This is a genomic window from Nonomuraea sp. NPDC050540, assembly GCF_044457485.1.
Taxonomy (GTDB): domain Bacteria; phylum Actinomycetota; class Actinomycetes; order Streptosporangiales; family Streptosporangiaceae; genus Nonomuraea.
Genome location: NZ_JBITHA010000001.1, coordinates 421,934 through 434,669, shown reverse-complemented (window position 1 = coordinate 434,669; position 12,736 = coordinate 421,934). Strand labels below are relative to the sequence as shown.

9 protein-coding genes are annotated in these 12,736 nt (G+C 71.7%); 6 read left to right on the top strand and 3 right to left on the bottom strand.

Annotated features, from left to right (window positions below; translation table 11 throughout):
• Positions 1-82: 82 nt before the first annotated feature.
• Positions 83-985, top strand: a complete 903-nt coding sequence (locus ACIBI5_RS02010) for a proteasome assembly chaperone family protein (RefSeq protein ID WP_397242213.1) — start codon at positions 83-85, stop codon at positions 983-985.
• A gap of 13 nt (positions 986-998) precedes the next feature.
• Positions 999-2,039: a Gfo/Idh/MocA family oxidoreductase gene (locus ACIBI5_RS02005; RefSeq protein ID WP_397242211.1), complete on the top strand. Its 1,041-nt coding sequence runs from the start codon at positions 999-1,001 to the stop codon at positions 2,037-2,039.
• A gap of 2 nt (positions 2,040-2,041) precedes the next feature.
• Here the strand turns inward: ACIBI5_RS02005 and ACIBI5_RS02000 are convergent, their stop codons facing one another.
• On the bottom strand, positions 2,042-2,821 hold the full coding sequence (locus ACIBI5_RS02000) for a tyrosine-protein phosphatase (protein WP_397242209.1): 780 nt from the start codon (positions 2,819-2,821) through the stop codon (positions 2,042-2,044).
• Between the two features lie 52 nt (positions 2,822-2,873).
• On the opposite strand from ACIBI5_RS02000, the gene ACIBI5_RS01995 reads away from it, so the two are divergent.
• The gene (locus tag ACIBI5_RS01995) at positions 2,874-3,746 is read left to right on the top strand and encodes a hypothetical protein (RefSeq protein ID WP_397242207.1); all 873 of its coding nucleotides are present in this window, start codon (positions 2,874-2,876) and stop codon (positions 3,744-3,746) included.
• Here ACIBI5_RS01995 and ACIBI5_RS01990 read toward each other — a convergent pair.
• Together ACIBI5_RS01990 and ACIBI5_RS01985 are read right to left on the bottom strand one after the other, a co-directional pair.
• A complete protein-coding gene (locus ACIBI5_RS01990) occupies positions 3,727-6,237 on the bottom strand; it encodes an ATP-binding protein (protein ID WP_397242205.1) in 2,511 nt (836 codons plus the stop codon). The two genes, ACIBI5_RS01995 and ACIBI5_RS01990, sit on opposite strands and share 20 nt — an antisense overlap.
• Positions 6,238-6,344: 107 nt before the next feature.
• Positions 6,345-8,453 (bottom strand): M6 family metalloprotease domain-containing protein, encoded by a 2,109-nt coding sequence (locus ACIBI5_RS01985; protein ID WP_397242203.1) that lies wholly within the window; start codon positions 8,451-8,453, stop codon positions 6,345-6,347.
• Between the two features lie 100 nt (positions 8,454-8,553).
• Between ACIBI5_RS01985 and ACIBI5_RS01980 the strand changes: the two genes are divergently transcribed.
• From ACIBI5_RS01980 to ACIBI5_RS01970, 3 genes are all read left to right on the top strand, one after another.
• Positions 8,554-9,696, top strand: a complete 1,143-nt coding sequence (locus ACIBI5_RS01980; protein ID WP_397242201.1) for a PucR family transcriptional regulator — start codon at positions 8,554-8,556, stop codon at positions 9,694-9,696.
• A gap of 121 nt (positions 9,697-9,817) precedes the next feature.
• The gene (locus tag ACIBI5_RS01975) at positions 9,818-10,759 is read left to right on the top strand and encodes a hypothetical protein (RefSeq protein WP_397242199.1); all 942 of its coding nucleotides are present in this window, start codon (positions 9,818-9,820) and stop codon (positions 10,757-10,759) included.
• Between the two features lie 357 nt (positions 10,760-11,116).
• Positions 11,117-12,295, top strand: coding sequence for a Cmx/CmrA family chloramphenicol efflux MFS transporter (locus ACIBI5_RS01970; protein ID WP_397242197.1), 1,179 nt, complete (start codon positions 11,117-11,119; stop codon positions 12,293-12,295).
• Positions 12,296-12,736: the final 441 nt, after the last annotated feature.

The following is a 12,736-nucleotide window of genomic DNA, read 5'->3' as shown; positions in this document are numbered from 1 at the left end:
CCTCGATAGGGTGCCCTGCACGGAATCGTTCCGGCTCGCCGTAGGTTGCTGTGGAGAGTACCTAGGGAAAGGCTGTCCAACCGTGTTCGACCCGACGGATCTCTACGAGCTCGCCGAAGATGCGCCCGAGCTGACCGATCCGGTGCTGTTGTACCACTTCGATGGTTTTGTCGATGCGGGCGGCGCCGGACGACTGGCGCTGGGCCATCTCCTGGCCGAGCTGGAGCACCGGGTCGTGGCCACGTTCGACGTGGACCGCCTCCTCGACTACCGCTCCCGCCGGCCCATCATGACCTTCGACACCGACAAGTGGGTCGACTGCGAGAGCCCCGAACTGGCCGTGTATTCCACCGCCGACGCCACCGGCACGCAGTTCCTCGTGCTCAGCGGCCCCGAGCCGGACCGCGAGTGGGAGCTGTTCGCCAAGGCCGTGGGCGCGCTGCTCGACGAGCTCAAGGTGAGCAAGATCGTGACCTTGCACGGCATCCCCATGGCCGTGCCCCACACCCGGCCGCTCGGCATCACCATGCACGCCAGCCGTCCCGAGCTCATCGGGCCCCAGAGCAGCAACTTCGGCCGGGTGCAGGTGCCCGGCAGCATGGCGGCGCTCCTGGAGTTCCGCCTGGGCGGGCAGGGCCACGACGCGGTGGGCTACGCGGTCCACGTGCCCCACTACCTCTCGCAGGCCGAGTACCCCCACGCGGCCGTCACCGCTTTGGAGGCCGTCACCCGCGGCACCGGGCTGGTCTTCCCGATGGAAGGGCTGCGCGACGCCGCCGAGCGGACCAACGTGGAGATCGAGGAGCAGATCCGCGGCTCCGCGGAGCTGTCCACCGCCATCGAGGGCCTGGAGCAGCAGTACGACGCCTTCGCCGCCGGGTCCGACAAGGAGAGCCTGCTGGCCGAGCCGTCGTCGATGCCGACCGGCGACGAACTGGCGGCGCAGTTCGAGCGTTTCCTGGCCGAGCGGGACGAAGATCTCTAAGTAGCCTGGGGCCATGGACGACATCCAGGTTGGCCTGATCGGCTACGGCCCCGCCGGGCAGTTCTTCCACGGGCCGCTGGTCCACGCCACCCCGGGCCTGCGCCTGACCGCCGTGGTCACGCGCGACCCGGAGCGCGCGGCCGAGGTGGAGCGTAAGTACGGCGCGGCGGCCGTACCCGACGCCGAGTCGCTCTTCCCCCGCTGTGACCTCGTCGTGGTCGCCTCGCCCAACCGCACGCACGTCCCGCTGGCCACCGAGGCCCTGGCCTCGGGCCTGCCGGTCGTCGTGGACAAGCCCCTGGCCGCGACCGCCGAGGAGGCCGCCAGGCTGGTCGCGCTGGCCAAGGAGCGGAATCTGCTGCTGACCGTCTTCCAGAACCGGCGCTGGGACGGCGACTTCCTCACCCTGCGCGCCCTGCTGGAGGAGGGCGGGCTCGGCAGGGTGGCCAGGTTCGAGTCGCGCTTCGAGCGCTGGCGCCCCCGTCCCAAGGGCGGCTGGCGCGAGTCCGGCGGCGCCCAGGAGATCGGCGGCCTGCTCTACGACCTCGGCAGTCACCTGGTCGACCAGGCGCTCCAGCTGTTCGGCCCGGTCCGCACGGTCTACGCCGAGAGCGACGCCAGGCGGGAGGGTGTGGGCTCCGACGACGACACCTTCGTCGCGCTCACCCATGACAGCGGCGTGCGCTCGCACCTGTGGATGAGCGCCGTGACCGGACGGCTGGGCCCGCGTTTTCGCGTACTGGGCTCGACCGGCGCCTACGTCAAGTACGGCCTGGACGTCCAGGAGGACCGGCTGCGCGCCGGGGCCACCCCGGACCAGCCCGGCTTCGGCGACGAGCCGCAGGATCGCTGGGGCCTGCTCGGCACCGACGACGCGGCCCGTCCGCTGCCCACGGCGCCCGGCGCCTATCTCGCCTTCTACCGGGGCGTGGAGTCCGCGCTCAGGGACGGCGGCCCGGCCCCGGTGGACCCGGCGGGCGCGGTCGAGGCCCTGAAGGTGATCGAGGCCGCGCGCCTGTCCTCCCTCCAGGGCATGCTCACCCACCTCGGCTGAACCTAGAGCAGGCGGGCCCGCAGGGCCGCGGTGTCGTCCTGCGTCCAGCCGTGCGAGCTCAGCCACTCCAGCGGCCCGCCGAAGCGGTCGTCGAGCACCCCGAGGAACTGCTCGATGTAGGGCGCTCGCGGCATGTGGTCGTCGGCCGGGCGCGAGTCCAGGTCGTCGCGGTAGGTGGAGCTGGCGCGCAGCCGCGCCAGGACCCGGTCCATCCGTTCGCCCGTGGCAGTGTAGTCGGCCACGATCGCCTCCCTGGTCACCCCGGCCACGGCCAGGGCCAGCGCGGCGACCACGCCGGTGCGGTCCTTGCCGGCCGCGCAGTGCACGACGGCCGCGCCGTCGTCGAGCGACAGCGCGCGCAGCGCCCCGAGCACCGAGTCCGGCCGGTCGCGCAGGTAGCCGAAGTAGAAGCCGGTGACACGCAGTTCCTCGTCCATCTGGCGCTCCTGCCAGGGCAGCACCTTGTCGGCGTCGATGGAGTCCGCCTCGACGTCGGTGTGCTTGCCGCCCTCGGCGAAGAAGCTCAGATGGTGATGGGTGACCTCGGCCACACGGATCAGCGGGCCGGGACCCTCAAGCGCGACCTCGGCGTGCGAGCGCAGATCCACCACGTGCCGGATCTTGAGCTCACCCACCAGATAGGAGACGTCACGCTCCGTGAGACCTTGCAGGTTGTCGGAGCGGTAGATCCTTCCGGAACGGGTGGTCCGGCCGTCCTGCGTCGGCAACCCGCCCAGGTCACGAGCGTTGACTGCCCCTTGTAGCTCAATCCAGCTGTTCATCTGATTAACCTACATGTGAGCGAATTCCCGGTTCATAACGCAACATGAACGTATGGATCCGCGCGCTCATCCCCCGCGGCTGGTCATCGACCCCTCCCTGCCGGCCGAGATCTCGGTCGAGCTCCGGGCCAGCCCGCACCTGCTCCACATGGCTCGCCGCGGGCGGCGGATGGAGCGGACGTTCAACCCGGCCCTGCTCGTCGTGCTGCCCGGGTTCCTGCTGCTGATCTGGGTGCTGACCAGCACCGTGGGGATGATCGTGGCCGGCGTCGGCATGGGGTTGATCGCCCTGCTGCGCTGGGCGGCCACGGGCATCTCCAACAACACGGCCCGGCGGCGCCTGCGGCTGGCCCACGAGTACTCCGCCCACTACGTGCTCCCCCAGGACCTGGACTATCCGTGCTCGCGGCTGCTGCGCCGGGCGCAGGACGCCGTGGACACGATTCTCGCCGCCGACGTGCAACGGGCCGGGCTGCTCGACTCGGTCAACAACCGGGTCTCCCTGCCGGAGGAGGTCTGGCAGATCGGCACCCGGCTGGCGAAGCTCTCGTCCATGCACGCCGAGCACGGCCAGATCGTGCCCCAGCTGATGCCTTCGGCGCTGGAGGACGCGTTCAAGCCCTACAGCAGCGCCCTGGACGCCGCCTGGACGTCGCTGTCGAAGCGGGTACGCCGCCTGGAGGAGTACGCCCTGCAGGTACGCAAGGCCGACGAGGTCTACCACGCGCATCTGCGCCTGGAGGCGCTGGCCGCCAGGACGCCCGACTACCAGGCCCTGATCGCCGACACGGTCCGCGACGACCTGGCCCGCGCGCACATCAGGGAGCTGGCCGCCCAGGCCGCGCAGGTGCGCAAGCTCTTCGAGCAGAGCATCGACGAGGCCAGGCAGACCGCGGGAGAACTGCTCAGGACGCCGCTCGCCTGAGCAGTTCGAGCGTCCTGCGCGTGCCCGCCTCGTTGCCGAGGCTGCGGTAGATCTCCCTGGCCCGCTCCAGCGGCTCGACCGCGGCCTCGCGCTCGGCGGCGTCCAGGTGCGCCTCGCCCAGATAGCGCAGGCATTGGGCCATCCGCCAGCGCTCGCCCAGCTCCTCGAAGGCGGCGTAGGCGCGGCGCAGCTCGTCCTGGGCCTCGCGGACCCGGCCCATGCGGCCGAGGACGCGTCCGGCCGACTGGGCGCTGCGGGCCACGCCCCAGGAGTCGCCGAGCGCGGCCAGGATGTCGCCGGACTCGCGGACGTGGTCCAGTTCGACCAGGCCGTTGGCCGGGTTGCCCACCTCTCCGGCCGAGCGCAGGCAGCGGGCCACCTCCCACAGCTCGCCCCGCTGCTTGAACATCTCGGTGGCCCGGTCCAGGCTGAGTCCCGCCCTGGTGAAGTGCTCGGCCGCCGCCTTGGCCTCGCCCTCCCTGCGCAGGCCGCGGGCCTGGGCGGCCAGGGCCTCGCCGTACACGCGGAGTGTCTGTGCCTCGGAGTAGCGGTTGCCCTCGCGCTCGAAGACCTCCAGCGCGTCCTCCAGCAGCTCGCGCGCCTCGGCGGTGCGGCGCTCGGCGAGGCGGAGCTCGGCCAGGTTGCGCTGGGTGCGGGCCATCCACCAGAGGTCGTCCACGTCGCGGAAGCCGGCGATCGCTTCGAGCAGGTAGTCCTGGGCGCGGTCGAGGTTGCCGCCGGTGTACAGGATCATGCCGATGGTCCGGCGGCACCGGGCCGACCACCAGGCCTCGCCGAGCTCGGTGAAGATCTCCAGGGCCGTCTCGGCGTCGGCGGTGCTGCCGCCGCCGGCCACCGCGGCGCGGTCGAGCAGCGCGATGCCGAGCACCCGCCGGTCGCCGGTACGCAGCGCCGCCTCGTGGCCGATGTCGGCGACCGCCCGCCAGTCGGCCCAGTAGGCGCGCAGGGAGTGGCACAGCGAGCAGAACGCCCTGGCCAGCGCCCAGGTCTGCTCCCACAACTCCAGCTCGCGGGCGTGGTGGATCATCGCGATCATGCTGAGCCGCTCGGCGTTGAGCCAGTCGGCCGCCTGCGACTGCCCCTCGGCGCTGGAGCGCCGCCCGCCCCTGCTCCAGTCCTGCGGCCAGCGGTCCTGGGCGGCGGCCTCGGCGCGGTGGCGGTAGCCGCTCAGCACCCGCTCCGTCGCCGGCCCGCGGCGCTCCTCCGGCAGTTCGGCGGCGAACAGGCGGACCAGGTCGTGCAGGCGGTAGCGCATCACACCGGTCGCGTCGGTGCCGGAGCACTCGGCGAGCTGGGCGTCGATCAGCGCCTCCAGCTGGTCGCCGCCGTCGAGCTCCGAGGTGTCCAGCAGCGCGCCGGCCACCCAGCCGGGTACGTCGGGGGCCGTCAGGCCGGAGAGCATGCGCAGCAGGCGGCGCTGGATGCCGGTGCAGTCCTCGTAGCTCAGCTGCACGGAGGCGCGCACGCTCTTGTCCACCCTCGGCGCGAGCTCCAGCTGGTCCAGGCGGCGGCGCTCGTCGGCCAGGCGGCCGGCCAGCTCGCGTAAGGACCAGGTGGAGCGGGTGGCCAGCCGGGCGCCGCAGATGCCGATCGCCAGCGGCAGGTGGTCGCAGATGCCGACGATCTTCTTGGCCGACTCCAGGTCGTCCACGACCCGGGCGCCGCCGGCCAGCCGGGCCAGCAGTTCGACGCTCTGGGCCTCGCTGAAGACCGGTAACTGGAAGTCGATCGCGTTCATCAGGAACAGCGGGTGGCGCGAGGTGACGATGACGGCGCAGCCCGGGTCGGCCGGCAGCAGCGGCTTGACCTGCTCGCCGTCGTCGGCGTTGTCCAGGCCGATGAGGATGCGCCGGCCCTTGGTCCAGGTGAGCCAGAGCTTGCGCAGCTCCTCCATGCCGCCCGGGTCGGTGGTGAGACGGACGCCGAGCGCGCGCAGGAAGCCGATCAGCACCTCGTCGGGGCCCACGCCGCGTAAGTCGGCGTAGAGCCTGCCGTCGGGGAAGCCGCCGGCGACCTCGTGCCCGAACCTGGCCATCAGCGCCGACTTGCCGACGCCGCCCCTGCCGTACACGGAGGCGACCAGCGGCGGCGCGAGCTCGCTCGGCTTCCTGCGCCCGGCGAAGACCGAGCGCAGCTCGTTGAGCGACTCGGCGCGCCCGGTGAAGTGCTCGGGCACCGGCGGCCACTGGTCGGGCGCGCGTCCGGGGGCGTCCGGGGCGATCAGCCGCTGCCGGCGCGGGCGCACGCCGCCCTCGGTGGTGGCCCACGTGGTCAGGCCCACCAGAAGCGCGGCGGTCGCGGTGACACCGATCTTGGCTATCGGCGGGATCTCCCATTCAAGAGAGGCCGCCAGGATGCTCGCCGCCGCCGCCGCGACTCCCGCCGCGACGGGCGCGGCCAGCGGGACCCTGCGCCTTCTCGACTTGGGCTCGGGCATCGGCTCGTCGGGCAGCCGCAGCGGGCCAGTCAAGAAGCACCCCCTTCGGGGCTGATTCAAGCTGATTCTGTACGGCTGGCGCCAGAGGCCCGGCCCGGCAGATGGGGTACGGCCGGAGCCGGCCGTACCCCATCACAGGGTCAGAGACCGATCACCTGGCAGGTGGCGGTCACGGTCTTGGCCGGGTCGCTCTCCGAGGTGGCGGTGAGCTTGACCTTGGCCAGGCGGCTGCCGCCGTCGCCGCGCACGGCGTTGACGGTGACGAGCTCGTTCTTGCCGAAGTCGACGGCGGCCAGGGCGTTGGGCAGCTGGGTGCTCCAGCCGCGGCCCTGGACCTCGGCCTTCAGGCGGTAGACGTCACCGTTGAGGTAGGCGCTGACGTCCTCGGGGTGCTGCCCGGCGGCCGGGGCGGCCCTGCCGGTGTTGAACAGCGGGAACTTGCAGGTGGACACGCCCTTGGCGGCGGGCAGGCCGATGGCGGGCAGGACCTTGACGCCGCGCTTCTGCGGGCCGGCGCCGTCGAGGGAGCGGATGGCGACCGTGTAGGACAGCACGCCCTTGCGGTCGCGCTTGACGTCGGTGACGTAGAAGTGCAGGCGGTTGGCCTGGTCGACGAACTCGTACTCGCTGCCGGAGTCGGTTCCGGCGTGGAAGAGGGCGTCGGACAGCTGCCGGTAGTCGCCGATCGTGATCGGGACCTTGGTGCCGTCGGGCAGGACGTAGTCGGTCATGCCGATGTCCTGCGGGTTGGCGTCCACCACCCACTCGAACGGCGCGCGGTCCTCGTTCTTGGTCTTGGCCAGGAGCACGCCGGAGTCGGGGGTGAAGGAGTCGGTGCCCATCCTGTCGACGACCTCGACGGTGTAGTTCTCGTAGCCGCCGCCGTCGCACAGCGGGTTCTGGGCGGGGTCGCAGGCGGGCGACTTGTCGCCGGTGTCGAACTGCAGGTTGACGCCCGACAGGCCGGCCGGGCCCGGCTGGACCGTACGGGCGGTGATCTTCGCGGTGACCAGGCCGGAGTCGTCGAGCGCCTCGCGCGACAGGCGCAGCACGTTGGCCTCGTCGACCATCTCCAGCTTGATCTTGTTGCGGAGCATGTGCTGGGCGCCCATGGACGCGCCGGAGGTCGGCGGGATCAGCCAGCGGCTGTGCGGGCCGCCGGGTCCGTTGAAGCTGCCCCGGCTGAGCATCTCCCAGATGCCGGTGTACGCCCTTCTGGGCGGCACGCCGTACGGGTTGTTGTAGTTGTCGGCGATGCCGAAGATGTGGCTCAGCTCGTGGGCGTAGACGGCCATGCCGGAGCTCTCGGCCTGGACGGAGTCGACGCCGAAGCGGGCGTTGGGCCAGAAGTTGGAGCCGGCCTGCCAGGAGGTCCACTCGACGTAGCGGGTCCTGACCCAGTTGGGGAGGCTGGGGTCGTCAGGCCCGAACTCCTCGGTCACATCCTCCTTGGTCGGAAATTTCATCATTCCGAACTCTTGCCAGGTGGCCGATTCGTCCTGGCCGGCGCTCAGGTAGAAGATGAAGTCGAACTTCGCGGCCTCCTCCGGCCCGATGTCGCCGATCCAGAGCGCGTTGCCCTCGGTGCGCAGGTTCTTGTTGCAGCTGTCGCCCGCCGGGCAGCCGGTGCCGCCCTGGAACTCCATGGCGTACTCGTGGTCCTTGCCGGTCAGCGTGTACGGGCCGAAACCGGTCAGCTCGACCCCGATGCGGCCACCGGAGTCCTCCATCCAGTACTCGTGGATGGTGTGCCCCTTGTTGAGGGCGTTCGGGGTGTTGAGGAAGTCCTGGTAGAACTTGGCGACCTGGCCGCGCGGCACGTCGTGCGCCTCGGCGCTGGGGTTCTTGTAGACCGTCGAGCCCTTGGGCTGGGTCACCACGAACGGCTGGTTGGGGTAGTCCAGCAGCACCAGCGCGCCCTTGAACGTGCGCTTGGAGCCCTTGACGTTCGGGTCGTTCCACTTGGTGCCGGGAGGCTTCTTGTAGTCGGCCCACGTCATGTGGTCCGGGTTCTCCCAGTTCTGCGGGTCGATCGGCTTGAGCGGGCCGTCGCCGGGACGCGAGCGGAGCGCCTGCGCCCCTTCCGGCTCGTCGCGCTGCCAGGGCTGGGTCTGCGGCCAGTGGTCCTGGCGCCAGGGGTGCTCGGGGTCGGTGGGAGGTGCTGCGGAAGCGGGGGTGGCCGTCCAGACCAGCGGGACGAGCACGATGCCCGCTAAAAGGCCTTTAAGCAGCTTCTTCGGGAGATTCACGGATTGGACGGTATATACGTTATTGACGGAGATCACCGATCAGTTGTAGGGAAGAGCCATCACTTCCTATCCGACAAATGTCGAAATCGCCTGGTGACCGGTGGCTGATCTTCAACGCATCGTGGACGACCTCGCCGCCCGCCTCGACCGGCCCCTCCTCCTGGAGGACCGCCTGCAGCGGGTGGTCGCCTACAGCGAGCAGAGCGGCGCGATGGACGACATCCGCCGCGATTCCATCCTGCGCCGGCACACCACCCCCGAGGTCCGCTCCTGGCTGCGCGCCGCCGGCATCCACGACGCGGCCGCCCCGTTGCGCACCCCGGGCGCGCCCCCGCTCGGCCTGCTGCCGCGCGTCTGCGTCCCGGTACGGCACGGCAGCGCCCTGCTCGGCTTCCTCTGGTTCATCGACGCCGAGCCCGAGATGACCGAGGCGGACATCGCCCTGGCCGCCTCCTCGGCTCCCCTGCTGGCCCTGGCGTTGTTCCACGAGAGCCTGGCCTCCGGGCTCGCCTCGCACCGCGAGCTGGAAGCGGTCACCGGCGTCCTGCTCGGCGAGCGCGACGCGGCCCGCCAGCTCATCGAGGCGGGCGCCTTCCCGCAGGGACAGCCGGTGACCGCGCTGGTGGCCAGGCCCATGGCCGCCGAACCCGACGAACCGCTGCGGATGGCGCTGGAGCAGGGGCTGCTGACCCTGCGCCGCCGGCTGTCCGGGCACCATCCGCTGCACCTGGTCCGCTACGACCACGGCGTGCTGCTCGTGGCCGGGCCCGCGGTCCCGGCCGAGGACGTGCACGCGGCGCTGGCCGTACCCGTGGTGGTGGGGGTCGGGCGTACGCGGCCCGCGCTCGCCGACGCGGCGGGCTCCTACACCGAGGCCCTGCACGCGGCCGAGACCGCCGCCCGCGTCCCCGGCCTGGGCCCCTCGGCCGAGTGGGCGCGGCTGGGCGTCTACCGGCTGCTGACCGGCTTACCCGACCACGAGCTCCACCCCGGCCTCGAACACCTGCTGGCCGACCCCCAGCACCTGCCGCTGCTGGAGACGCTGGAGACCTATCTGGACCTGGCCGGCAGCGCCGTGGCCACCTCGCGCGTCCTGCGGCTGCACCGGACCTCCCTGTACTACCGGCTCCAGCGCGTCGAGGAACTCGCCCAAACCGACCTCAAGGACGGCGGCGAACGACTCGCCCTGCATCTTGGCCTAAAACTGGCCCGACTATCTGGCAGATATCGCCCCCGTGTCTAATTGCATACGCAGCCCAAGCTGCCGTTTAATGCCAAAAGGAGAAGATCCGACGGGAGAGTTGATGCCGGCAGGAGCGCGTGCCGCAAGAGTCCTTCGCAGCCGCGCGCCCGCGCCTGTGGTCGTGCATTCCGCACCTCTGGTGCTGCCCATCTGCGCGGAACCGATCCGCGACGGCGCCGTCGCGGTCCGTCGCGACCGGGTGCTCCAGGTGGGGCCGAGGACGTCGGTGCTCGCCGCCCACCCCGCCGTCGAAGAGGTCCGCTGGAAGGGCATGATCACACCCGGCCTCGTGGACGCCTGCTCCCCCGCCGTCTCCCCGCCTCCCGGCGTCACCGCCCGCGCCACCGTCGTCACCGGCCTGGCCGACCCGGCCGCCGTACCCGCGCTGCGCGGCGTCACCTACCTCGCGGTGAAGACGGAGTCGGAGGAGACCTGGGAGGACACCGGCCGCGACGCGCTCATCACCGCGATCCGCGAGGTGGCCTTCACGGTCGGGATGGCCGCGCACACCGGCGACCCGCTGGTCCTGGAGGACCTCGCGGTGCTCGCCAGGACCTTCGGCCTGCGGGTCCTCGTCGACCTCGACCGCCACAGCGCCGCCGTGCTGGACGAGTCCGGCATCCTGGGCCCGCACTGCCACGTCGCCTGCGCCGGACCGCTCGACCCCGGCGAGCGCAAACTGCTGCGCCTGCGCAGAAGCGTGGCCGCCGTCTGCCCGTCGCTGCTGCGCGAACGCCCCGAGGACGCACTCGCCCTGCTCGACGAGGGCAACCTGCTCGCCCTGGGCACCCGCGGCGAAGGCTCCCCGCTCGACCAGGCCCGCGCCATCCGCGACTACGTCCGCGGCCGCGGCCAGCGCCCGCCCGGCCTGGACCAGCGCCTGGTCGAGGCCGCCACGCTGGGCGGCGCGCGGGCGATGGGCATGCACACGGGCCCCGGCCGCCTGGGCATCCTCGCCCCGGGCGCCCGCGCCGACTTCGCCGTCTTCGACGCCCGCGGCCGCTACCCGTACTCCGCCCTCCTTTCCGGCCCGCCCTGCCTGGCCACCGTCATCGCGGCCTGAGCGGGGCCGTCCCGGAAACAGCAACGAAAGTTGCCATGCGGCTGGTGAGAGCCGCACCATCGGGCCAGAGGTGATCGCCACCGGGCCATCCCACGCCGATCCCCGGCCCGCCCTTCTTCGCGGGCCGGCGCCTCCCACCCCGAAGGAGAACTTTCGCATGCCCACATTCACGTCCCCTCCCGGACGACCCGCATCCACCACCCCTCCCGAACGCCCCGAGCCCGCTGCGTCTGCCGCGTTCCCCTCCTCCGTCGAGCACCCCGCGTTCACTTCCCCTCGCGCGTTCACTTGCTGCGTCGAACGATCCGCGTTCACCACGCCTCTCTCGCTCGCTGCTTCCGTTGAACGGCCCGCGCGATGAGCGTCGAGACCCAGGCGCCGCCCGTCCGGGGACGGTTGCCGCTCGGGGTGTACCTGCTGGCGCTCAGCCTGTTCGCGATGGGCAGCGCGGAGTTCCTGCTCGCGGGAGTTCTGCCGGCGATCGCCGCCGACCTCGGCATCTCGCTGTCGGCGGCAGGCGGGCTGATCTCGGCGTTCGCCGCCGGGGTCGTGGTGGGCGGGCCGCCGCTGGCCATCCTGACCCTGCGCTGGCCGCGCCGGACCACGCTGGTGGCCACCCAAGCGGTCTTCGCCGTCTGCCTGGCGATCGGGCTGGTCACCGACGACTACGCGGTGATCGTGGTGACGCGTTTCATCTGCGGGCTGGCCTACGCCGGGTACTGGGCGGTCGCGGCGGTGACGGCGATCAGCCTGGTCACGCCCGACCGCACCGCCCGCGCGTCCGGCGTCGTGGTCAGCGGGCTCAGCATCGCGATGATCGCCGGCGGCCCGGCGGGCGCGCTGCTCAGCTACTTCACCGGCTGGCGGGGCGGCTTCTGGGCCGTAGCCGCCCTGACCATCGCGGCCGCGGTCCTGACCATGGTGGCGTTGCCGGCGACGAGCGCGAGCGGCGTACCCAGTGTGCGGGCGGAACTACGCACGATGCGCCGCCCCCAGCTGTGGGTGATCTTCGCCATCACACTGCTGAGCACCGCCGCCTACATGATCTCGTTCAACTACCTGGCGGCGTTCCTGACCGGCATCACCGGCGTACCGGCCGTGTGGGTCCCGGCGATCCTCACCCTGTTCGGCGTGGGCGCGTTCGCCGGACTGTCGATGGGCGGCAGAATCGCCGACCGCAAGCCCACGCGGGCCTTGCTGGCCGGAGCGGTGGGGATCGCCGCCGCCTCCGCCCTGCTCGCACTCCTGTCCCGCAACGTGGTGGCCGTGGTGGCGCTCGTCCTCGTACTCGGGATCGCCGGATTCATCCTGAACCCCGCCATCTACGGCCGCGTGTTCACCCTGGCCGCCAAGGCCCCCACACTGGCCGGAGCCACCACGGTCTCCGCCTTCCAGCTAGGCATCAGCCTGGTCCCCGCACTGGCCGGAGTCGCACTCAACGCGGGAGCGGGACTCACCTCGGTCGTATGGATCGGCGCCGCCCTAGCCGTAGCCACGGTCCCGCTAATCCTCCTGGACCACCACAAAGCCAACTAACCCACACCACCACCCAAGCCAACCCACACCACCACCCGGGCAACCCACACCACCACCCGGGCAACCCGCACCTCCCCCACACCACCACCTGGGCTACCGGCACCACCACGACCCGGGCTAGCCCCACCGCCGTCACGCGGGCTGACGTGGACGGCGGCATGGACCCCACCCACCCAGATGCCCGGCGTCCCCACCATGCGCAGCGCACGTGACCCGCTCAGAAGCACCGCGACGGCAACGCCGGCGAGGCACCCACAGCGGCGGCGACCTTGCGGGCTCCCGCATTGTCGGCGGCAGCACTGACGTCCACGGCGTCACGGACTGCGGCGTTGCCAACGGCGCCACTGCCGTCCATGGTGTTGCGGGCAGCACTGACGTCCGCGGCACTACAGGCGGTGGCACTACAGGCGGTGGTGTTGCCGGTGGTGGTGTTGCGGGTGG